We start from the raw sequence: 24,482 nt of genomic DNA, 5'->3' as shown, positions 1-24,482 counted from the left end.
GATTTTTATGCTGCCTCCTATCGTGATTTGTAAAAAAAATATCACAATAAGTGGTTGATAATCAGAGATATTATTTTGGCTGATTGGCCTCCTGTTAAAGCGGGTTACTATTTTTTTTAATTACCCTGTTACTTTTTGTATTCAGATGGAATGACCTATTGTAACCCGAAGGTTATCCAGGTCTGTTCTGGATGACATAGTATATAATTGTCCACTTCCGGGCATCAGACGGCTAAAGCTTTTCGCTTACTTCCACACCTTTCAACTCCCACCCGGTCCAATTTACATTGGACCGGGCTTTTTTATGCAGAATAGCTACTTCCTGTGCCTTCATCTTTTTGGTTTTGTCCAAGGCTAATCCAACTACAACTGCCGGGGTTACTTTACGATAATTTATGTGATAATCTGTGCTTTGACACTGTCTACTCGTGCCGATGTAGTAAGTGACCATTGGCGCAAACGAGGTTTAAATAAGAGGTTTCCATTTTTTAATTCAATTTTTCAAAAAAATAATCAAATAAGACTAAGTGTTTTTGGGAGGTCTATCAGTCTTACTAGAACATAGGCTTTCTTCGGAAATAGACAACTCCGTGTTTTTTACCAAGAGACGGTACAGAAATGAACGATCGGCTTCATTCACCAACAGAGATGGGACAAATCTGGCAACTAACTCAGCATCAATCAGCAGAACAACCATCCGGTTTGGCTCTAGAAGAAACTGGTCATAACCCTGATCAGCAGGCACGATGGGACAACGAATTGTTTCTTCGGAAAACCTTTGAACAGAATGCGGATGCGGGCATTAGCCTCCTGTTCCGCCAGTATTATGCCCTGTTGTGTAGCCATGCCATTCGGTATGTCTCCTCCAAAGCCATCGCCGAAGATATCGTTTCGGATATCTTCTACGAGTTTCACGCCGATCTTCGGTATCAATCCATTACCACTTCCTACCGCGCCTACCTATTTACTGCCGTGCGAAACCGGGCCTTCGATCACGTTCGGGCTGAGATGCGCCACACCACCTCGCTCGATAAAGCCGACTCGATTGCCGCCCACATCACCCAAAGTCCCGACTCGATTACCCAGTATGAAGAGTTGTACCACGATGTGGAGAATGCCATCAATGCCATGCCTCTCAAACGGCGTCAGATTTATGTGATGCACCGCTTTGAAGGGAAGAAATACCAGGAGATTGCCGATGAGCTGCATCTGTCGCTTCGTACCATCGAAGCCCATATTTATCAGGCTATGCGCCAGATTCAGAACACCTTAAAAGGCAAATGGCTGATGATCTTATTCGTAATAAGCCAGTTCTATTTTTTAGCGACATGACTAAGTGTTTTTTCTTATAAAAACCGTCATGATGTTACTAATGATCTCCACATGAAAAATCAGGTATCGAAAGAAACGCTCTTCAACTACTTTGCCGGCCGGGCAACGGCTTTGCAAAAACAGGCTATTGACGAGTGGGCTAGAGAGGAAAGTAATCGGGAATTCTTTTTCGAGTGCCTGGCTAGTTGGGAAAGCCAGAATCCGCAATTTATGGCAGACGCCAATGCCGCCTTCAAACGGCACCAGCAACGCATGGCTGTCCAGCAAAATATACATGTACAGTCCCCGGAAAGCTCCTGGCTGGAACCCAGAGCAAGTTGGTTAAGTGGTAGCCGGTTTCGCTGGATGATAGCCGCATCTGTTAGCGCGGTACTCCTCCTGCTGGGCGGGCTTCTCTTTAAAGATACACTCCTGTTTGCCACCCACAGAACCGCCTTCGGGGAAACCCGTAGCCTGACCCTCGACGATGGCAGCCACGTCACGCTCAATGCCAACTCCTCCTTGCGCGTACCCAGATTTGGCTTCGGCCGTAAAACCCGTCATGTGGCTTTAGTGGGCGAGGCCGATTTCGACATCAAACACCTGGTTGACGATCAACCCTTTGTGGTGCAGACCAATAAGAATTTCGAGGTACTGGTGCTGGGTACTCAGTTTCTGGTCAATACCCGCGAGCAGGGCACCAAGGTGGTGCTTAACAAAGGCAAAGTCCAGCTGAAGTATCAGGAAGGAACGACCAGCAAACAATTGACCATGAAGCCCGGCAATCTGGTCACTTTCGATCAGAAAGGCCATATCAGCCTCCGACAAACCCCTAAACCTCAGGACTATACCTCCTGGAAGGAGCATCGGTTTGTCTTTGATGGAACTACGTTAGCCGAGATTAGCGGTTTGTTTGCCAGCAATTATGGCATCCAGGTTCAGATCCCGGATAAAGCGTTGACGCAGTGGACGATTTCGGGGGCTTTCACGGCCTACAGTGCCGCCGAGTTGATGGAGACCCTGGCGAGTGCGTCCAATCTGAGTTATCGACAGCAAGGTGATACGATTATCATAACCCAAGCTCATTAACCCCAAAACCTACTACAAACTATGAAGAAAATTGTACGCGTGCTACTCCTGGCTGGAGTGGCGCTGGGAGGAGTACGCCCTGGATTTTCGCAAACGCTGGCCAGAGCACAACCACCCCAGCAGAAGGAGGCTGTAATAAAAACTTCCTCGAAGAAACTGAAAGATGTTCTGAAAAAACTACAGGATCATTATGCCATCGATATCCTGTTTCTGGATCGGAACGTAGAGGGGCTGACAGTGGATGCAGATGCTGTTAATTTCAATGCGAACATTGAGAAAAACCTGAGCACTATCTTAAAGCCGCTGGGATTACGCTACAAAAAAGTAAAAAACGGGGGCTATGTCGTTGTGGCAAGGGAGCCAGTGGGAAAGCCGGAAGTTAACAGTGTACCCGTCCAGGCTATATCCCCTGAAGCGCTGAACAAGCCTGAAAATGAGACTGATAACCGACAGTCGTCGTCGGATAGTGGCTCTGAAACACCTGTTGACAAGGAGAAAACGGCTGATATAACCGTTCAGGGAACCGTAAAAGATGATAAGGGCGAAGGGTTGCCAGGAGTGAGTATCGTGTTGAAGGGTGCGCAAAAAGGAACGACCTCAGACGCAGACGGACGCTATAAACTGGATGTTCCGAATGCATCAGCCATCCTGATCTTTAGTTTTGTCGGCTATATGGCTCAGGAAGTCACAGTCGGTAATCGGACTTCGCTGGATATCGTCCTGAAAACAGACAATAAGACACTAGATGAGATCGTCGTGATCGGGTATGGTTCGATCGAAAAGAAAGATCTGACCGGATCAATTGCTTCTGTAGGCAGTAAATCCATTCAGGAACTGGCCGTGCCGCGAGTTGATCAGGCACTTATGGGGAAAATTGCCGGGGTGCAGGTTAAACCCGTTTCGGGTGAGCCAGGCGCGGCACCGCAAATCAGAATTCGGGGTGTAGGCAGCATTTCGGCGGGTGGCGGGCCTTTATACGTTGTCGATGGGTTTCCTATTTCAAGCATACAAACCTTAAATCCAAACGATGTTGAAACCATAGATGTGCTGAAAGATGCCTCGGCCACCGCTATTTATGGCTCTCGCGGCTCGAACGGGGTCGTAATCATTAATACCAAACGGGGAAAATCGGGCAAAGCCGTCATCAATTTCAATTATCAGTTTGGCCTTCAGAAAATAGCGAAAATGCCCGTTTATCAGACGGGTCTTGAAGAAGCTCAACACTATCTGGATGGGGTTCGTAATCGAAATATTGACGAAGGGAATGATGTATCGGGAAATCCAACGACCTGGAAAGCCCCCGTTCCGCAAACGATTGTCGATGTGCTATCGGGCAAAATAACGACCAACGAAGATCCGCTGGATGCCATACTGCGTACAGCTCCCCAACATCAATATCAATTAAGTGCAACTGGTGGGAGTGACAACATGCGCTATGCGTTGAGTGGTGAGTACCTGAATCAGGACGGGATCATTCTGAACAGCAATTTCAAACGCTATTCGTTCCGGGCCAATATTGATGCCAGACTGACCCCGAAACTTTCATTAAAAGTAAACTTCAACCCATCCTATACCGATAAAACAAATGTTGGTGGAGCCGGTGCAGAAGACCTGACAACGTATAGCGATATTACAAACAATCCTTTATACAATGCCATCGTAATCCCAACTTACCAATCGTTATTTAACCCGGACGGGAGCTATTATCCATTTGGTAACGGATTGGATGCCGTGGTGACCAGTAAAAATCCGCTCGCGCTGGCCAAAGAAGTTAAGGGAAGACAGAAAGGATTTGGGTTTTTGGGAAATACCTTCCTCGAATATGCCATTATGCCCAATTTAAAGGTGAATGTCATGTTGGGCATAAACCTGATGAACATAAAAGGTAGCTATTTTAAACCCCAATTGCCTGCTTTTTTGAATGAATTGGCTTCGGGTACCGATAACGCGTCCATGCGATTAAACTGGATTACGGAAACGACGGTAAATTATTCGAAAAGTGTTGGCAAGCATAACTTTACCGGACTGGTTGGCTATACAACCCAACGGGAAACGTTCGAATCCAATACGTTGACCAGTAATCGATACCCGAATAATCTGGTTCCGACGCTGAGTGCCGTTAGTGGTCTCTTAACGGGCGGATCATCCAACGTAGCGGAGTGGTCGCTGGTTTCTTACCTGGGTCGTATCAACTACAACTACAACAGTAAGTACTATGCAACGGCCTCCATTCGGACAGATGGCTCTTCCCGATTCGGGTCGGATAATAAATTCGGTTTATTCCCTTCTCTAGCCCTGGCCTGGCGTGTTTCTGACGAAAATTTCATGAAGGAATTTCGCTTCCTGAATGAACTGAAATTAAGAGCCAGCTATGGTAAAACGGGGAATAATAATATCGGCAACTATGATCAGTTAGCGACGATAAACTACGAAAAGTACGTACTGGGCAATACAGGCGTGGGCGGTTTTTCGGCCGGTCGGTTGGGTAACCCGGCATTGACCTGGGAGAAACAGGAGCAAATCAATGCAGGTATCGATGTCAGTTTTTTAAACAACCGACTTGCTTTAACGATCGATCACTTCCGTTCCAGAAACACTGATCTGCTCTTAAACGTCAATGTTCCGGATATTACAGGGTTCAACACGGCTTTAAAAAACATCGGTGAAGTCAAAAATACCGGCTGGGAATTTGCCGTAAACACTGTAAACGTAGAGGGAAAATTCCGGTGGCAGACGAGCCTGAACTTCTCCATGTATCGCAACCAGGTTACGAAGCTAGGCCCTTCTGGTGATCCCATTATTTCGGGCGGAAATATAACCATGATTGGCCAGCCTGTTGGTATGTTTTATGGGTGGTTGACCGATGGCATATTCAAGACGAAAGCTGACCTGGATAAAGGCCCGCTCTGGAATCCCGGTGGTCGTGATGCATCGCGGGTGGGTGACGTTCGGTTTGTGGATGTTAGTGGTCCGAATGGAAAGCCTGATGGCATCATCAATAGCTTTGACAGAACGGTGATGGGGTCTCCTTATCCGGATTTCTACTACGGCATGACCAATAATTTCTCGTATAAAAACTTTACGTTAAGTGTCAGCCTACAGGGAGTTCAGGGAAACAGCGTGCTTGCCTTATCCAGAGAACAGTCGGCCAACGACAGAGCCCGGTTCCGGCAATATGCCATTATGAACAATTACTGGAAATCGGAATCTGATCCGGGTAACGGCTATTCAGTCCGGCCTAACGATGTACCCACAGGTAATTTCCGGGGAACGTATAGCCAGCGCTGGCTGGATGATGGCTCTTACCTGCGGATCAACAACATCGCATTTGGGTATGCCTTACCCGAAAACGTAGCTAAAAAGCTTACGTTCAACGCAATCCGGTTGACAGTGACGGCCAATAACCCATTTCTTTTCACGAAATACATTGGCTTCAATCCGGATGTTAGCATGAATTCGAGCCCGCTTACCCCAGGTAATGAGCGGTATGATTACCCAACGGCGAAGAGTCTCATTTTTGGCATCAATCTGGGTTTTTAACCAGTTAAAAATTACTTAGAATGAAAAAGATCCTACCCTTAATCGCTGTCTTCTCGCTGCTGATAACGTCGTGTTCCAAACAGTTTATCGAAATACTTCCCGTCGATACAGTAACGGTTGACGTTCTGTATAAAACTGATAAAGACTACCAGGATGCGGTCATTGGCGTCTACGGTATTTTCCAGGATCAGTATCAGAACATGTATTACTTTGGCGATATCCGCGGAGATGATGTATGGGATGAACTGGTAAAGGGCACAGCCGGGGCTGTTGACAATTTTACGCTGGCTAATGACGATGCACTGCTCATCAATACCTGGCGGAATTATTATAAAGCAATCACGCGTGCCAATGCCCTGCTGGAACGGATCAGTACGGCCGATGCCAGCATTACCAACAAAAACCGGCACACTGGCGAGGCTGAATTTCTAAGGGCGCTGGCCTATTTTGACCTGGTCAGAATATTTGGTGATGTACCTTTTGTGACGAAGTCTATTAGCATCGACGAATCTTACAAAACACCCCGCGAAAAAGTGGATAAAATTTATGATGAGATCATCATCAAAGATCTTCTCGATGCGGAAGCCAAACTACCTGCCAGTTATACCGGGCCAGATGTTGGCCGGGCTACGAAAGGAGCTGCAAAAGCATTGCTGGGAAAAGTATACCTGACCCGTAAAGATTTTGCGAAGGCCGAAACGAAACTCCAGGAAGTGACCACAATGGGCTATGCCTTGCTCCCTAACTGGGCCGATTTATGGGATTATAGCAAAAACGAGCACCACAGCGAATACATATTCGATATCGAGTATGAGCAGGGATTAGGCGGAGAAGGTAGTATATACACGAACCGCTTTACGCCCAAGGTGACATCGATGATTGCGTTTTATGGCATTGCCGGTTCTGTCGATGATCAGAATACGCCCCATCAGGTGCTGTTCGATTTGTTTGAAGCCAAGGATAAACGAAAAGATATCACGGCATCAAAGGGTTATACCGACGGGACGGGTAAGTTTATTCCGATTCTTATTTCCTCCAACAACATGTCGGCCTATACCCGCAAATACATTGCGCGCATAACTACTGCCAACGACAGCCCCGCCGACTGGAAAGTGATTCGCTATGCCGATGTATTATTGATGTATGCCGAAGCCCTGAATGAAAATGGGAAAACCTCAACGGCTCTACCTTTGCTGAATCAGATACGTACCCGCGTCGGTGTTGACCCATACACAGCGTTAACGCAGACCGAAATGCGGGATAAAATCGCCCTGGAGCGCCGTATGGAGCTGGCTTTTGAAGGGCATCGGTGGTTTGATTTAGTAAGAACCGGCCAAGCGTATACGGTCATGCAGAAATATGGCATGAAGCCTCACAATACATTGTGGCCTATACCATTTGCTCAAATTCAATTGGTCAATAACCGCGCAATTTTCCCGCAGAATCCAGGGTATGATTGAGCCGCTCCATACTTTCAGTAAACGTGCCAGAACCATTTTTAACCTCAAAAAGTAAAACTCATGAAGTCGAAAAAAAATATGCTTCTTGTCCTGATGAGCGGGGTATTCCTCTTATCAGCAACTGCCTGGATATCCACTTCTAAAAATAACCTTGCTGTACATGCTCCTAAACCCGCTCCTAAAGTACAGCGCTATTTGTATGTGGTTACGCCGGGTATTCGGAACTACCTTGGCTATGGCGGTCATGGTATTCAGGTCTTCGATATCGACAATAACCACAAGTTTGTAAAATTCATTAAAACCGGAGGGCTCAACAAAAAGGGTAAGCCATCCAATGTGAAGGGTGTCGATGTGAGCCTATCGACCAATTGCATTTATATCAGCACCCTGGAAGCGATCCAATGCGTCGACATCACGACCGAAAAAGTGTTGTGGGAGAAAGAATATGAAGGTGGTGTAGACCGGATATCGATCTCACCCGATGGCAAGATTATCTATGCGCCTTCTTTAGAAAAAGAGTTCTGGAACGTACTGGATGCTAAAACAGGTGATCTTATCAAAAAGATCGTAACCAATTCGGGAGCTCACAATACCATTTATGGACCCGATGGCAATTACGTTTATCTGGCGGGTCTTAAATCGACAATGCTGAACGTGGCCGATACCAAAACCCATACGGTGACCAAACAGGTTGGTCCGTTTGCTGCCGACATTCGCCCGTTCACGATCAACGGTTCACAAACGCTCGTATACGTGAATGTGAACGGTCTGCTTGGCTTCGAAATCGGCGATCTCGTTACCGGGAAATTTCTGCATCGTGTCGTTGTGGAAGGATTCAATATTGGCGAAGTAAAGCGTCATAGCTGCCCAAGCCACGGCATTGGTATGACCCCCGATGAAAAAGAAATCTGGTTGTGTGATGGTGCCAACAACCGGGTGCATGTATTTGACAATACGGTCATGCCGCCCGTTCAGAAAACATCGATTCTGGTCAGAGATATGCCAGGCTGGATCACCTTTAGTGTGGATGGCAAATACGCCTATCCATCAACCGGCGATGTCATTGACGTAAAGACCCGCAAAATTGTTACCACGCTCGAAGATCAGGACTACAATGATGTTCAGAGTGAGAAAATGGTCGAGATCCATTTTAATGGGGGCAAGGCAGTGGCGGCCGGTGATCAATTTGGCCTTGGCCAGGTGAAAAAAGTGGCCAAAAATTAAGCCCCGACCAATAAACTTCAATGAGCTTTCCCTGCATCGTACCAGAATTCCAGTCGTGATGCAGGGAAAGCTTTTTCTTGAACTCCTGCAATTTATCGACAACATTGTTCGGTAAGCACTTTCTTGCCGAATAGGGTTTGGCTTGTCTTTTGACTGAATGTCTGGCCCTTACTGGAATTAGCTAAACATACGTTTACAAACTCATTCTATGAGAAAAATACACACCACGGTTTTTTATATGCTGATGGCATTAATGCTGGTTGCTTCTGTATCGAACGCTCAGTCTGATGGGGCATGGACCGAAGAAAAGGCGGCTAAGTGGTACGATAGTCAGGTCTGGTTAAATGGCTTAAAAGCAACACCCTATCAGGTTGTTAATAAACTGGAGTTTGCAAAGCAATATCACGCCAATAAAGCCGCCTGGGACAAAGCCTTCGCTTTTCTGAGAGATACTGATTTTACCAGACTAAGAGCCGGTAAATACCCAATCGACGATGAGAATGTCTATGCTACGATCAGTGAAGGACCACCGAGAGAAATCTCTCCATTAAAATGGGAAGCCCATCATACCTACAATGACATTCATTTTGTGGTTAAAGGGAAAGAAAAAATTGGCGTAATGCCGGTAGCGAACGCAACGGTTAATCAAGAATACAGCGCAACGAAAGACATTGGTTTTTATACAATTGATAACGGAAATTTTTATGTAGCAGAGCCCGGAAATTTCTTTATCGTGACCACGAAAGAAGCACATAATCCGAGTAATAAAATTGACGGCTACGATGGCGTGAAGAAGGTCGTAGTCAAGGTGAAAAATGCACTCTAGAATATCCTCTTAAGTTAGTTATACCCATGAAATTAGTCTTTCTGGATGTTAAAACGATGGGCGACATTCCAAACCTTGGGTTGTTGGAGAAGTATGGCGAGGTCACGTATTATCAGACGACGCGACCCGACCAGACCCAGGAGCGGATCGAAAATGCCGATATCGTACTAGTCAATAAAGTCGTTTTAGATCGTGCTATCATTGAGCAGGCCAGTGCATTGAAATTGATTTGTGTGGTTGCGACCGGCACAAATAATGTTGATAAAGTGGCTGCCGAAAAACGAGGCATTCCAGTAAAAAATGCCTCGGATTATTCGACACAGAGTGTTACGCAGGGCACCTTCGCGCTGTTGTTTCACCTACTGGTCAATATTCCTTATTTCGATCAGTATGTAAAGGATGGATCGTACTCGAAGACCGATATATTCACTCATTTTGGCAACGGATTCTGGGAGTTGAACGGCAAACGATTTGGCATTATCGGTCTGGGTGCCATTGGCCGACAGGTCGCCAAAGTCGCCGATGCGTTTGGGGCCGAAGTCGTCTACTATTCAACTTCTGGTCAAAATACCCAACAGCCTTACCAGCGCCTTGACCTGGAGGAATTCTTAACCACCTCAGATGTGGTGTCTATTCATGCACCACTCAATGAGAACACAGCGAATCTGATTAATTATGATCGGCTAAAGCGTTTGAAAAAAACGGCCATTCTGATCAATGTTGGCCGGGGAGGTATTGTCAATGAAGCTGATTTAGCGCGGGCACTGGACGAAGAATTACTGGCCGGGGCAGGCATTGACGTATTTACCCAGGAACCTATTTCGCCAGCCAATCCGCTGTTGCACGTAAAAAATAAAGCCAGACTGGCGCTAAGCCCACACGTTACCTGGGCGAGTATAGAAGCCCGAACCATGTTGATGGAGAAAGTTGGACGCAACATCGAGGAGTTTTTGACTGATGGTAAGTAATGGTTTGCCCTCCTATGCTTAGGAAGGAAGGCATAACGTGAATCGATAACCCTACTATGAAGATAAGAGCAGCCGTTTTACATGAAATGGGGAAAGAACGTCCCTATACGAGCAGCAATCCGCTGACGATCGAAGAGGTAGAATTAGAGTCGCCCCGGAGTGGTGAACTTCTCATAAAAATTAAAGCAGCCGGGCTTTGCCATTCCGATTTATCGGTAATTGATGGCAATCGACCGCGCCAGATGCCGATGGTACTGGGGCACGAAGCCGCTGGTGAGGTTGTGGAGCTGGGACCGGATATACACGATATTGCCGTTGGCGATCATGTCGTATTCTCCTTTTTGCCGATCTGCAACCATTGCATGCCCTGCATGACCGGACGACCGGCCCTGTGTGAGAATGGGCTTATCGCCAACAACAAGGGCGAATTATTAGGGGGGGGCTTCCGCCTTCAGGACCAGCAGCAACAGCCCATTCACCATCATATGGGTGTGTCTGGCTTTGCCGAATACACGGTCGTATCCCGGAAATCGGTCGTAAAAATAGATCCTACGCTGCCGTTTGATATTGCCGCCCTGTTTGGTTGCGCCATCATGACCGGTGTAGGTGCCGTGATCAATACGGCTAAATTAACGCTTGGCCAAACCGTGCTGATTACCGGATTGGGTGGTGTTGGCTTTGCTGCCTTATTAGGGGCGCTTGCCGGTGGAGCCAGCAAGGTTATTGTCGCCGATGTCAATAAAGAAAAGCTTGCTAAAGCGCTTGAGCTAGGCGCCCATGAAGCGATAGACTCGTCGCAGCCGGAGGCTGTAGAGCAGGTGAAAGACCTTACACGTGGTGGGGTAGATGTCGGTTTTGAGTTTGCGGGTGTCGTTCAGGCGCTGGAATTTACCTATAATGCTACGGGCCGGGGTGGTAAAACCGTTACGGCTGGATTACCACACCCCAGCAAAATGATGCAGTTCTCGCCAACGAAACTGGTGGCCGATGAACGAACATTACAGGGTTCATACATAGGTAGTTGTGTTCCCGTTCGGGATATTCCCGCCTATATCGCGCTGTACCAGTCCGGCCGTCTTCCAGTCGACAAACTGATGACGCATAAGTTAGGCTTAGATGATGTAAATGAAGGGTTTGAACGCCTGGCAAAAGGTGACGCAATTCGCCAGATAATCACTTTCTAATGATGAACTCAACCAGCCCATCGCCCGGCCTAATGGAAACCAATTCGCTGATTAGAACCCAGTCGTACGTAAACGGAATGTGGGTCCAGGCCGCCAGCGGAGAAACCTTTGATGTGATCAATCCCGCAACTGGTTCGGTATTGGCCACCGTAACCGACATGGGTAGTGCTGATGTACGGGCGGCTATCGACGCAGCGCATGCCGCCTGGCCTGCTTATCGGGATCTGACGGCCAGAGAACGGTCGAACTTGCTAAAAAAATGGTTCGCCCTGATTCTGGAGAATAAAGACGAACTGGCAAGGCTGATGACGATGGAGTGCGGAAAGGTATTAGCCGAAAGCCGGGGCGAGGTCGATTATGGGGCCTCATTCATCGAGTGGTTTGCCGAAGAAGCGAAACGTACATACGGGGACGTTATCCCGGCCAATACGAAAGACAAGCGCCTGGTTGTCATCAAGCAGTCTATTGGTGTGGTCGCGGCCATTACGCCCTGGAATTTTCCACTGGCCATGATTACCCGGAAAGTGGGCCCGGCGCTGGCAGCCGGTAGTCCTGTGGTTGTAAAACCACCGTCCGAAACCCCCCTTACCGCGCTTGCCATTTCGTATCTGGCCGAAAAGGCCGGTTTCCCACCGGGCGTTTACAACACCGTTACGACGTCCAAAAATGCGGAAGTCGGTCAGGAACTATGCGAAAATCGGAACGTACGTAAGTTGTCATTTACGGGGTCTACCGCCATTGGCAAGCTTTTGATGAGCCAGTGCGCGTCGAATCTGAAGAAAATATCGCTTGAGTTGGGCGGTAATGCCCCGTTTATTGTTTTCGACGATGCCGACATCGATGCCGCGGTAGTCGGGGCAATGGCGTCCAAATTCCGGAACAATGGCCAGACCTGCGTATGCGTCAATCGGCTCTATGTGCACGATGCAGTTTACGACGAATTTGTTGGGAAACTTTCCAAGGCGGTTGCTGCGCTTCGCGTAGGGAATGGCCTGGATACGGACGCCCAAATGGGACCGTTGATCAACGAAAAAGGCTTAAACAAAGTAAAACACCATCTGGAAGATGCGCTCTCGAAAGGAGCCAAAGTCATTGTGGGCGGCAACGAAATGGATGGGTTATTTTTCCAGCCGACCGTACTGACCGACATAACCCCCAATATGATCATTGCCCGCGAAGAAGTCTTTGGGCCGGTAGCGCCAATTGCCCGATTTACTTCCGAGCAGGAAGTGGTCCAGTTGGCTAATGATACGCCATATGGTCTGGCCGCTTATTTCTATAGCAAAGACATTGCGCGTTGCTGGCGGGTTGCCGAGGCTTTGGATTATGGCATGGTGGGCATCAATGAAGGAATGATCTCAACAGAAGTGGCTCCGTTTGGGGGTATCAAAGAGTCTGGTGTAGGTCGTGAAGGCTCCAAATATGGCATGGATTACTTCATGGAGATCAAGTATCTGTGCTTTGGGGGTATCAACTAATCAAACGCGTTCAAACGAGAAAATCACCATGATTGAGCCCATCTACGAAGACAATCCGCAAAAAGTAAAAATGATCCCCAAGCCGTCGACCTTACGCCTGTTATTTCAGATTCCGGTAATCGTTGCCGCCCTGGGCTATTTCGTTGATATATACGACCTGCTTTTATTTAGCATTGTCCGGGTCCAGAGCCTTAAAGACTTGGGCGTTTCGGATGCAGACATGCTAACGAAAGGGATTTATCTGATCAACATGCAAATGGGCGGACTGCTCATCGGGGGTATTCTGTGGGGGATTTTGGGCGATAAACGGGGGCGACTCTCTGTATTGTTCGGATCAATTTTAATTTACTCGCTGGCCAATATTGCCAATGGATTTGTTACGTCGGTCGATCAATATGCCATACTTCGGCTGGTGGCTGGCATTGGCCTGGCGGGCGAGCTAGGGGCCGGTATTACGTTGGTAGCTGAGGTGTTACCCAAAGAAATTCGGGGATATGGCACGTCATTGGTGGCGTCTGTGGGGCTTTTAGGGGCCGTATTGGCTTATTTTATTGCCGAACAATTTGCCTGGCGGAATGCTTATTTCATCGGAGGGGGGCTTGGTTTGTTGTTACTGGTTATGCGGGTCAGCGTTTTTGAATCCGGTATTTTCACGAAAGTGAAGGAGCAATCGGTTTCCCGCGGTAATTTCCTTCACTTATTTTCGTCACAAAAACAGTTTTTTAAATACCTCCGTTGCATTCTTATTGGCTTACCCGTCTGGTTCGTTGCTGGAATCCTGATGACGTTCTCGCCAGAATTTGGAAAAGCGTTGAACGTCGATGTGCCCATAGTAGCGGGTAAAGCAGTCATGTGGGAATACATTGGTTTAGCCATCGGCGATTTGTCCAGTGGCATTCTAAGCCAGTACGTTGGCAGCCGGAAAAAGATTTTGTTTCTCTTTCTGGTCCTGACCGCAGTGCTGATAACTGTGTATTTGTTTGTACCGTTGCATTCGGAAGTTATGTTCTATGCGGTATGCTCCTGCCTTGGTTTTGGGGTTGGCTACTGGGCTTTATTCGTCACGATTGCGGCTGAACAATTTGGTACGAACCTACGGGCAACGGTCGCAACAACGGTCCCAAATTTTGTTAGAGGGAGCATAAATATCATGACGCCTTTATTCCTGCTGTTCAAGGAACACCTCGGTTTGGTGTCAGGAGCAGGACTTTTAGGCTTCATAACGATTACAATTGCGTTTCTTGGCCTCTGGAAGATGGAGGAGACATTTGGCAAGGATTTGAACTTCCTGGAAGAATAGTCCTACTTGTTCATTTTTAACCATTAATCATATTTTGCGTACTTTCTAATTCAGATAGAATGAGCTACAACGATTTTATAATCCGCGACAACCTGAAAGAGGCTTATCCTGACGTTTATACCCCCGAAGCACTTTCGGCTCTGTCTGCATTGGCCCACTTTAACAAACGTATTAAAGAGGTCATGGCTACCCGGATGCAGCGCCGGGCTGCACGTCAGCAAAATAAAACAAGGATTACTTTTCTGGACCCGGAAAGCACAATCCCCGGAACAGACATAAAGGTTCAGGATGCGCGCGAGGGGAAATTTGAAGGCTCTGTTATTCCTGCCGATTTGCAGCGGCAATGGATTCAGGGTACAGGCCCAGCGGCAAAACCCGATACACCCGTCGAAAGTAGCATTCGAAACGTAGCCTATGCGTTGCTTTCCGGGGCTGATGGCTGGATGTTTGATGGCGAGGATGCCCTGGGGCAGATTTCGACCATGTCGCTCGATAATCAGCGGAACCTCAAGCTGGCCATTCATAAAGATCCGGTATTTCTGAAAGTAGCCGCGAAGGTGGCCGAAGAAATGAACCGCTGGTCGAAGTCGTTTTTAGGTCGTGATATTGTCACGGACTGGGAATCGCAGCTCAACTTCACGACTAAGATCTTTCGGGCGCGCGGCCTTCACCTCGACGACCGGCATATTCGGGATGCCGATGGAGTGGCCATGGCAGCTTCCATTGTTGATCCGACCCTTTATGTCGTGAACAACTATAAAGAACTGCAAAAAAACGGGTCGTCCATTGTGTTGTACCTGCCCAAAATTCAGACGGCCGAAGAGGCTGGGGTTTGGGGTAGCCTGCTTGATGCACTTGAGGACCATCTTGGTCTGGAAGCGGGTACGATTAAAGTGTATGTGCTCGTCGAACAACTCGAAGCAACCCACCAGTTGATGGAAATTCGGGCGGCTCTTGGCAAACATTTCGTGGGCTATAATACCGGCCGATGGGACTACATCAACAGCGTTTCTGATGCAATGGCCTGGGATACAGACTTTGTCAATCCCAATATTGAAGCCATTACCATGACGTATGGCTACATGCGTAACTACGAAGATCGCGTCCGGCGCACCGTCAATACGCCGGATATCAATGGCAATTTTGCACTGTGGCAGGGTGGAATGGAACCGAACATACCCGTGGGTTCTGAAGAAGGGGTGTCGGCCAGTATGAAAAAAGCCGTCGCCGGTGCCGAGCGTGAGCAACGGGAGGGAGCCAGCGGAAAATGGGTAGCCCACTGGAAAATGGTGCATATTGTACGGCCTGTTTGGGAGAAAGTGGGTGACGCTAATCAGTTAGGACGGGAGTTTCCACGACTTTCCTACACCCAGCAGGACGCCGATGGGCTAATTCTGATCGAACCGGCACCAACCGATATTCGGGGTGCGCGTAACCTGTTGAGCGTTGCCCTGCAATATGGAAATGCCTTCGGACAGGGAATGCAGGCTGCTGCGCTGAAACCGGCCGATTTCTTTGGCAATGATGATATTCTCTATCTCATGGAGGATATGGCTACCGGCGAAATCCGCTTGAGTATTCTCTGGGAATGGGTTCATAAAGGAGCAATTATTACCGAGGCAGATTCGGAAACGGACACCAGCGCTGGAACTGTTTTTTCGGAGGCTCTATATATAAAATTGCTGGACCAGGAGTACGATAAACTGCTGAAAGCCGATACGAAAGATGTGTATGAATCATCGAAGAGTACCACGCTGCCCATTGCCCGCGAAATAGCGGATGTGTACATCCTGAGCGAGGTAAAACCACCCTGGTTTATTGATTTGCTGAATATCAACCTCAACAATTCGGATCTGGATACAGCGAAGAGCCGGATCGATTTATACATGACTACATTAGCCCAGGAGGGTACCCGCATCACCGAAAATCTTGATTTTGTTGGCTACGAAAAACGGGCTGATGTTTCAGCTTTATAAGAAAGTAAACCAATAACACCACGCCTTGATCAGTAGTGATTTTCCCGCTCTAGCAGGTTATGAGTTAAACCTGTTAGAGCGGGAAGGGCTACCGTATTGTGTCCTATTTTATTGATTAACAAAGACAATGGCCCAAAAACATATAGTAATTGCTCCCGGCGATGGGATCGGACAGGAAGTAACAGCAGTTGGCAAAAAAGTAGTCGAGAAAATTGCCGCTAAATTCGGGCACGAGTTTACCTACGACGAAGTGTTGATCGGCCACGTATCGATCGAGGCAACGGGTAGCCCACTGACCGATGAAGCCCTGGAAACCATGCGGAATTCGGATGCCGTATTATTTGGCGCTGTTGGTCACCCTAAATACGATAATGATCCTACTGCTCAAATGCGCCCTGAACAAGGGTTGTTTAGAATGCGGAAAGAGCTGGGACTCTATGCAAATTTGCGGCCCATAAAACTATTTGACGAGCTATTAGGTGCTTCCAGCATTAAACCTGAAGTGCTGAAAGGGGCCGATATCTTATTTTTCAGAGAACTTACCGGGGATGTGTATTTTGGTGAAAAAGGGCGCAAAAATAACGGAGACACTGCGTTCGATATGGCCGAATACAGCCGATACGAAGTAGAACGTATTGCCCGGAAAGCGTTTGATGCGGCCCGCACCCGCCGAAAAAAGCTTTGTTCTGCCGATAAAGCCAACGTTATGGAAACCGGTCGTTTATGGCGTGAAGTCGTTCAAAAAATGTCGTTAGACTATCCAGACATAGAAGTCGAGCATCAGTATGCCGATGCAACGGCTATGCTGCTAATTAAAGACCCCCGCCGGTTTGATGTGATTGTTACGGCCAATTTATTTGGTGATATTCTGACGGATGAAGCATCGCAAATCGCGGGTTCGATGGGTATGCTGGCTTCTGCGTCCATTGGTGATGGCACAGGTGTGTACGAACCAATTCACGGATCAGCGCATGATATTACGGGTAAAGGTGTCGCTAACCCGATTGCATCTATACTGTCTGTCGCCTTGTTACTGGATATTTCGTTTGGCATGAAAGAAGAATCAGAACTGGTTATTAAGGCTGTAGATAATCTATTAAAAGCGGGTTATCGAACCCGGGACATTGCTGATAGTCAGACTGCTGCTGATAAAATTCTGGGGACGGAAGCGATCGGTAAACTTGTACTGACTACTCTAGACGAACTTTAGTATATAGCATAAACTTTTGCTAGCCTGTGAGCAGTATAAAACATCGTTTTTTGCAAAAAAAACGATGTCAGAAATGAATTTTATCGGCCTAAAAGCGAGTCTGGCGCTTTTAGGCCGTTTCCAATTGCTAGGTTTCAGTTAATCGTCTGAGCGCCCTCAGGACAAAAGCAGCCCGTTTTTCCGGAAGCTGTCAGTACTATTGAATACCGCTAGAATCCTTAAAGAATAACTATAAATCCATATTAAAGGAGAACAAATCTCAATGGTCAACTTTCCTTTAGCCAGTGATCTACACCCCTATTTCATCTCAAATAAGGCTACCGAAAAAGCGAATAACTAATAGACAAATATTCATGTCGATACCTGGCAACGTCAGCAAAATTCTTAATCAAAAAAGCCTAATCGTAGTGAATACCGGGCTAATTTCATATTGACGGAACTTTACCGGCTGACCAGTATTCGTTTAAATTTGTCTACTAATCTGAAAAAACATAAATCTGTGGTCAATGACTTGCCAGACAAGCAATTAATTGATAGTTTGCTGCCTTTGCCGATGTTTAGCTGTAAAAACACAGTTCCGTACCTACGCTTTACCTTCCTTAAAAAATGACCCATGATTTACACCTTCATCCGCCCAATCCGTTGCTGGAGAGCGTCTTTCAGAATTCGCTCAATGGTATTTTACTTTGTCAGGCTATTCGGAATGAGATTGATCAAATAAGCGATTTTCGCGTACTCCGCTGTAATGAACGAGCCGCTGTTTTGAGCGGATTCACGCAGGAACAATTGCTAACCCATTCGATGCTTACTCTTGATCCAGCTGGAAATTGTGGGGGTATTTTTGATAACTATAAGCAAGTGATTGAATCGGGCCTGCCTATGCACATCGAGCATCACTTTGCTGCTGCCGATAGCTGGGTGGCCCAATCGCTGGCTCGCTTTGAGGACTGTGTGCTGGCTTCCTGGACCGATATTAATGATCGCAAAAAAGCAGAGTTCGCCCAGAAGCATGAAACGGAGCTTCTACAGGCTATTTTAGACAATACACAAACGGGAATAGCAGTCATGCAGTCCGTTCGGGATGAGGCTAACAAGGTCATCGACTTTCGATTTACACATCTTAATGCAGATGCTGAGCGGATTACGCAGCGGTCAAAAGAAAGCCTGATCGGTGAATTATATAGTCTGGCCTGGCCGGGTGCCCGAACAAACGGCGTTCTGGACTGGCATATCCGCGTAGCCGAAACGAATGAACCGGCCAGAATAAATGGAGTTAACCTGCCTGTTGGTGACTATAATGGCTGGTATAATATCCGTATCCGACCGTTTGGCGATGGTGTCATTGCCACGTTTGTAGACGTTACGGCGCTCAAGCGTGCTGAGCTGGCAAATCAGCAACAGGCCGACCTGTTGCGGTCTGTATTGGATGGATCATCGAACGCAATCATCGCTTTCAGTGCCGTGCGGGATGAAACAACGGGCAAAATCGTGGATTTTCGCTATGTCGCCCAGAATGAAGCGAACCGCCATAACCCTGGCCGAACGGATGAAGAAGTGATTGGCCGTACGATGCTTGGCTACTTTCCGCACGTTATAGAAACGGGCTTGTTTGATCGCTATGTTCAGGTCATTGAAACAGGGGAGCCTACCTGTTTTGAGCAGGAATACAACTACGATCAATTGGAGGGGTGGTATGAACTTTCTGTTGTTAAGTGGGACGATGGAATTGTGCTGACGCTGGTCAATATCACGGAAAGTAAAACGCATCAGCAGCAACTGGAGCAGACAAACCGTGACTTACAGACGGCGAACGACAACCTGCGGCAGTTTGCTTATGTTGCCAATCATGATCTACAGGAGCCGTTGCGTAAAATCATGGCTTTTGGCGACATCCTGCATAATCAGTTTTCGGATCAACTGACGGAGTATGGGCAAGACATTGTTTCCCGGATGCAGTCTGCGGCCGAACGGATGTCTTCACTGATTAAGGACGTACTGGCTTACTCACGAATTAGTACGCATCGGGCTCCTTTTCAGACAGTTTTACTGGATCAGTTATTTGCGGAGGTGCGTTCGGAATATGAGTTAGAATTGCAGGAAGCAGGCGCTATTCTGACCATTGGCCCCTTACCAGCCGTTCGGGGTGATTTTACCCAGATGCGCCTGTTGTTCAGTAATTTAATCGCAAATGCAATCAAATTCAGAGTAATGGGAGAGACACTCGTTATTGATGTTTCGTGTGAGTCAGTCTCTGGAGAAGCAGCACCTGCTGAGTTGAATTCAACGCAAACCTATTACAAAGTCAGAATAACCGACAACGGTATTGGTTTCGAGGATAAATATGCGGAACAGATTTTTCAGGTATTTCAGCGACTCCATAACCGGCAGCAATACGACGGAACCGGAGTTGGGCTGGCCATTTGCCGGCGAGTGGTCGAAAATCATCGGGGCGCGATAACCGCTTATGGCCATCTGGGCAAAGGGGCAGCTTTCGATGTGTATTTGCCCGTCTGAACCAGCATTTAGTCAAGATCAGTCAGAGGAAAAGCAGAGTTACTCTTTGTAATTCGGATTCAGCCGGACTTTCACCGTGTCGATCCGGGTGCCGTCCATTGAAACGATGGTAAAGGAAAACGGGGCTAATTCGATCACGTCGCCGACCTGGGGAAGATCTTCGTTCGTCTCTAAAATAAGACCACCGAGTGTATCATAGCCTCCTTCAGGAATAGACCAGCCGTAGGTTTCGTTGAGGTCGTCGATTTCATGACGGGCACTCAATAGCCAGGTATGGTCGTCGATCTGCTGTTCGGTCCAGTCTTCGTTGGTATCATATTCGTCCTGAATCTCCCCAAAGATTTGCTCAACCATATCCTCTACACTGACAATACCTGCCGTGCCACCGAATTCATCGACGACGAGCGCCAGGCTTTTGCGTTCCGACAAAAAGCGGAGTAGCAGATCCTGGGCAGGCATGGTTTCTGGAACGGTAATGATTGGCGTTATGATTTCCTCTACCGTAGCGGGTTTTCGGAACAGGGCCAACGCATGACAATAGCCAACGACATCGTCGATGGTATCCCGGTAAACAATAATCTTCGAGTGACCACTATCCTGAAAGGCCTGCCGAAGTTCCTCAACGGTATCATCGGCCTCAATGGCCGTAATCTCGGTTCGTGGAACAAGGCAATCACGGACACGAACGTCGCGGAATTCAATGGCATTGTTAAAAATCTGCGTGTCGATTTCAAGCTCTTCTTCGGTATCCGATTTCTGATTCAGCTGCTGAAGGTAATGGTTGAGGTCTGTCAGGCCGAACACGGGCCGAATTTCCGGGTTTCGTTTCCCCAGCATATAGCGGATCAGGAACCGGGCCGTTCCGACAAGCACACGCACGAGTGGAGCAATCGCTTTGTAAATGACCCAAAGCGGCACGGCCAGTGCTTCCAGAAATCGATCGGGATGAATTAACGCCAAACTTTTGGGTAAATAGTCGGCCAGTGGCAGGAAGATGATCGTTAGAATCAGTGTCTCAATGGTAATGAAAACAGACTGATGTTCTGCCCAGGATGCGGGCAAAATGGCCATTAGCAGCGGATTCAATGCCGTAACACCCAACACGGCGTAGAGAACCAGAAAGAGCGTATTGCCGGTTAACGTGGTTCCAACAAATAGAATCGGATTCTTGAGGAAACCAGACACCAGTTTCTCTCCTAACGGACCCTGTTTACTGTGGAGCTCAAAATATAAACGGTTGACCGATACATAGGCCATTTCGACAGCCGAGAAAAAGCCAGCCAGCACCAGAGCAAGTAAAGCACCAAAGAGTAAAGCGTAGGGTTCCAAACAGTTTTGGTTTTACAGGATTCGGTTTAGGGCATTCGGGGTAAAACGACCATTGCCCGAATACCGTAAACGCAAAGCTATTTCTTTTTCTTCTTCCGATTTTCTACCATTTGCTTAATGGTTGGCGAAACAGTCTTTTCGCGCTCAATCCGTTTGTTTTTGATGTATTGAAACGCCAGCAGAAAGCCAAGGCATAACATCAATAACCAATAACTTTCGGCAAAGGTTGTTCGCTGGTATTCAGCAATCCAAAGAATCAGGAATCCGGCACCCGCCGAAAGCAGCAATATTTCAGAAAGTTTCAGTTTCATCTAAATCAGCTTATCCTGCATCTTTCTATATTCACGATACCGGCGGACGATAGAAATCAGGAAGCCCATCACGACAATCAGCGTGCCGATCCAGAGTATGTTGATCAGTGGCTTTTCAAAGGCTTTCATCACGATGTAGTCACGCTGCGTCCGGTTCACGGCGAAAGTAAACTTACCCGTCCGTGGGTCGATCTCATTCAACTGAATCCGAACCCCCAGTTCATCACTCATTTCGGCCGGATGGGCGACCATGCGGTTTTTGATCACGAACGCCGGATTTAAGGTCTGCTCCCCTGTTTTACTCAAAACGCGAACCCGTGCCCGTACAGCCGCGTCGTTCGGACCGATGTCCATACCTTCCACCTGGTTGGTCCGGACAACGTCATCCAGAATGGCTACGTAATCATTGAGAAAAAACGTGTCTTTGATGGCAACGCTATACGTTTCGGTCTTCTCCCATTTATTTTCGGCACTCGGATCGGGTACCGAGTTAACGTAGGTATAAATGTCGCGATCAGCCTTGTGGCGCGTATCGGGAGAGGCCAGTAATCCCATTCGCTCGTTTACCTGGGCACGCGGGAAAAGGCTAAACACTTTACCACTGGGTTCGCGGTATTCAACTTCGTAGTAGGTGTTCTCCGGATACAGCGCGAGCGTATCTCCTTTTTTGTGGTAAATTTTACCGTCCTGCTCAATGTCTCGCTGAGCAATGCCCCGGAAATCACCTTCGATCACCATGACATCTTTACGGGGAATATACCCTGGCACATCGCGGGCTTCAATACGCTGACCGCGATAGGTGAGTTGATATTGGCCCATTCGCTCCGGCTGATTCAGCCACAGCAGCGTATTTTCCTTGTTTTCCTTGTTATCGTTTTTGGTGAACTCATCCTGCTTCGAGATCAGCAACCCGCTCGTATTGATCGAAATAACTTTCGAGAAACCGGCCGAATACAGAATACCAATCAGCATCAATGCCATGCCTATGTGGGCAATAGCCCCCCCCGAAAAACGGTAATTCCCCCGGATAACACCCAACAGAATCGTTCCATTGGCGACGAGCGCAAACACAGCCGAAACCAGTAAAGCCATGTAAACGGGATTCTTGATTGAACCAAAGGCAATCAGCCCCGCGCTAATGAGCAGCGTTATAATGCCCGGTGTGATGAGCGCATCCCACTTTTTGTTGTCCAATTTTCGCCACCACATAAACTGACCAACGCCGGTCAGCAGGGCGATCACGACGAAAAACCAGACCTGGAATTTGTTGTAGTGAGCAATCTGGTCGGCAGGCAGGGCAAGATTGGATATTTTGCCGAAGCTTTCCAGAATCTTGTTATAAACCGGAATGGATGTCGTTGCTATAATCTGAAAGGCTGATAAACACAGCACCGTAGCGCCAATGAACAGCCAGAATTCTTTGGTATAAACAGACGCTTCCTTTTCATCGCTTGGAATGTATTTCCACTTACGGGCGGCCAGTAACACAGCTAGAATAACGAATGCCAGCAGATAAACCAGTAATTGGCCCGACAAACCCAGATCGGTAAAAGAGTGTACGGAAGCATTACCCAGAATTCCGCTTCGGGTAAGGAAGGTAGAATACAGAATCAGCAGGAACGTGGTAATTGTCAGAATAATTGCCGTTTTCAATCCAGTTGAACTTCGTTTGGCTATCAACATTGTATGCAGCGAAGCAACCATAACAAGCCAGGGAACGAAAACTGCATTTTCGACGGGGTCCCAGTTCCAGTACCCACCAAAATTAAGGGTTTCGTACGCCCAGTAGCCGCCCATCATAATGCCGACGCCGAGGATCATGGCACCAAATAAGGTCCAGGGTAGCGCGGGGCGAATCCATTCGAGTGGTTGATTTCTCCATAAACCGGCAATGCAATAGGCAAACGGAACCAGTGTCAGGGCAAAGCCCAGAAAGAGCGTTGGTGGATGAATAACCATCCAGTAGTTCTGAAGGAGTGGGTTCAGGCCATTGCCATCTTTGGGCACAAAGGTTGGATCGGCCGTAAAGATTGGTGCATCGGGCATAGCCTCGGCCAGCAGCAGGAACGGAGAGGAACCAAGCTTAAATGTGTCGCCAAAAACAACGCCCAGAATCATGGATGCCAGAAACGCCTGCACCAGCGCAAAAACAGTCATCATGGGCGCTTCCCACTGCTTTGCGGACGCCCCTCGGCTGGTGCTGATCACAATCGCTCCGAGTACAGCATCCCAGAACAACCACAGGAGGAACGATCCTTCCTGGCCTTCCCAGAAGCAGGATATCATGTATTGCACCGGTAACGCCAGCGACGAGTGGCTCCAGGCGTAGTGGTATTCGAAGTAATGGTTGTAAATGATATAGTACAGGCTGGCTCCGACGCCAAATACGGCGAGTCCATGGATATAGAATGCCCACCGAGCCAGCGTTTTCCAGTCGTCTTTTTGGGGCGGAGCGGCTTGTGTCGATTGGACAGGTACTTTTCGTTTTGCCTTTTTGCCCCCGAATGTAGACTCGCCGGCATAAGCGAGTTGCGGCTCCTCAACCGATATGGTTTGTACACTGACGCTGGCCCGTCGTCCGAGCGACGAGAGGAAATAAGCGACTGTCGCTACCAGTGCTGTTACGAATGACAGAATGACGAAAAAGTGGCCGAGTTGCCCGACTGTAGTATGTATCATTGACTGATTATCCTGTTGTATTCGGCATGAGAACCGATCCAAAACCAAAGTAAATCCTGCCATCTTCAGCAGCTAAAGCGCGG

General features: G+C 47.9%; 16 protein-coding genes. 13 read left to right on the top strand and 3 right to left on the bottom strand.

The annotated features are described in order from the left end of the window. Nucleotides 1–618 precede the first annotated feature (618 nt). From GJR95_RS18445 to GJR95_RS18385, 13 genes are all read left to right on the top strand, one after another. Nucleotides 619–1,332 carry an RNA polymerase sigma-70 factor gene (locus GJR95_RS18445; RefSeq protein WP_162387262.1) on the top strand — a complete coding sequence of 238 codons (714 nt, stop codon included), beginning with the start codon at nucleotides 619–621 and terminating at the stop codon, nucleotides 1,330–1,332. A 51-nt stretch (nucleotides 1,333–1,383) separates the two neighbouring features. Beyond that, nucleotides 1,384–2,400, top strand: coding sequence for a FecR family protein (locus GJR95_RS18440; protein WP_162387261.1), 1,017 nt, complete (start codon nucleotides 1,384–1,386; stop codon nucleotides 2,398–2,400). Between the two features lie 21 nt (nucleotides 2,401–2,421). Then, entirely contained in the window at nucleotides 2,422–5,940 is a 3,519-nt protein-coding gene (locus GJR95_RS18435; protein WP_162387260.1) for a SusC/RagA family TonB-linked outer membrane protein, read from the top strand. A 20-nt stretch (nucleotides 5,941–5,960) separates the two neighbouring features. Continuing rightward, on the top strand, nucleotides 5,961–7,400 hold the full coding sequence (locus GJR95_RS18430) for a RagB/SusD family nutrient uptake outer membrane protein (RefSeq protein WP_162387259.1): 1,440 nt from the start codon (nucleotides 5,961–5,963) through the stop codon (nucleotides 7,398–7,400). A 60-nt stretch (nucleotides 7,401–7,460) separates the two neighbouring features. Further along, the gene (locus tag GJR95_RS18425; protein WP_162387258.1) at nucleotides 7,461–8,624 is read left to right on the top strand and encodes a YncE family protein; all 1,164 of its coding nucleotides are present in this window, start codon (nucleotides 7,461–7,463) and stop codon (nucleotides 8,622–8,624) included. A gap of 208 nt (nucleotides 8,625–8,832) precedes the next feature. Further along, nucleotides 8,833–9,450 carry a YhcH/YjgK/YiaL family protein gene (locus GJR95_RS18420; RefSeq protein WP_162387257.1) on the top strand — a complete coding sequence of 206 codons (618 nt, stop codon included), beginning with the start codon at nucleotides 8,833–8,835 and terminating at the stop codon, nucleotides 9,448–9,450. A 26-nt stretch (nucleotides 9,451–9,476) separates the two neighbouring features. After that, entirely contained in the window at nucleotides 9,477–10,418 is a 942-nt protein-coding gene (locus GJR95_RS18415) for a D-2-hydroxyacid dehydrogenase (protein ID WP_162387256.1), read from the top strand. A 56-nt stretch (nucleotides 10,419–10,474) separates the two neighbouring features. Then, nucleotides 10,475–11,602: a zinc-dependent alcohol dehydrogenase family protein gene (locus GJR95_RS18410; RefSeq protein WP_162387255.1), complete on the top strand. Its 1,128-nt coding sequence runs from the start codon at nucleotides 10,475–10,477 to the stop codon at nucleotides 11,600–11,602. Next, complete coding sequence (locus GJR95_RS18405; RefSeq protein WP_262889801.1) at nucleotides 11,602–13,080, top strand: NAD-dependent succinate-semialdehyde dehydrogenase; 1,479 nt, start codon at nucleotides 11,602–11,604, stop codon at nucleotides 13,078–13,080. Before GJR95_RS18410 ends, GJR95_RS18405 begins: the two co-directional genes overlap by 1 nt. A 28-nt stretch (nucleotides 13,081–13,108) precedes the next feature. After that, nucleotides 13,109–14,380 (top strand): MFS transporter, encoded by a 1,272-nt coding sequence (locus GJR95_RS18400; protein WP_162387254.1) that lies wholly within the window; start codon nucleotides 13,109–13,111, stop codon nucleotides 14,378–14,380. Nucleotides 14,381–14,439: 59 nt separating this feature from the next. Then, nucleotides 14,440–16,356 carry an aldolase/citrate lyase/malate synthase family protein gene (locus GJR95_RS18395; RefSeq protein ID WP_162387253.1) on the top strand — a complete coding sequence of 639 codons (1,917 nt, stop codon included), beginning with the start codon at nucleotides 14,440–14,442 and terminating at the stop codon, nucleotides 16,354–16,356. A gap of 127 nt (nucleotides 16,357–16,483) precedes the next feature. Next, nucleotides 16,484–17,566, top strand: coding sequence for a 3-isopropylmalate dehydrogenase (leuB, locus tag GJR95_RS18390; protein ID WP_162387252.1), 1,083 nt, complete (start codon nucleotides 16,484–16,486; stop codon nucleotides 17,564–17,566). A 606-nt stretch (nucleotides 17,567–18,172) separates the two neighbouring features. Next, the gene (locus GJR95_RS18385) at nucleotides 18,173–20,080 is read left to right on the top strand and encodes a PAS domain-containing protein (RefSeq protein WP_162387251.1); all 1,908 of its coding nucleotides are present in this window, start codon (nucleotides 18,173–18,175) and stop codon (nucleotides 20,078–20,080) included. Nucleotides 20,081–20,119: 39 nt separating this feature from the next. Here the strand turns inward: GJR95_RS18385 and GJR95_RS18380 are convergent, their stop codons facing one another. The 3 genes from GJR95_RS18380 to ccsA all read right to left on the bottom strand — a co-directional run bounded on the left by GJR95_RS18380 (nucleotide 20,120) and on the right by ccsA (nucleotide 24,399). After that, nucleotides 20,120–21,409 carry a hemolysin family protein gene (locus GJR95_RS18380; protein WP_162387250.1) on the bottom strand — a complete coding sequence of 430 codons (1,290 nt, stop codon included), beginning with the start codon at nucleotides 21,407–21,409 and terminating at the stop codon, nucleotides 20,120–20,122. Nucleotides 21,410–21,486: 77 nt separating this feature from the next. Then, the gene (locus tag GJR95_RS18375) at nucleotides 21,487–21,720 is read right to left on the bottom strand and encodes a hypothetical protein (RefSeq protein WP_394369996.1); all 234 of its coding nucleotides are present in this window, start codon (nucleotides 21,718–21,720) and stop codon (nucleotides 21,487–21,489) included. Next, entirely contained in the window at nucleotides 21,721–24,399 is a 2,679-nt protein-coding gene (ccsA, locus tag GJR95_RS18370) for a cytochrome c biogenesis protein CcsA (RefSeq protein ID WP_162387249.1), read from the bottom strand. Nucleotides 24,400–24,482 lie beyond the last annotated feature (83 nt).

This window comes from Spirosoma endbachense (assembly GCF_010233585.1).
GTDB classification, from domain to species: domain Bacteria; phylum Bacteroidota; class Bacteroidia; order Cytophagales; family Spirosomataceae; genus Spirosoma; species Spirosoma endbachense.
Note: the sequence above shows the minus strand (reverse complement) of the source record. Positions and strands in the feature narration are given on the sequence as shown.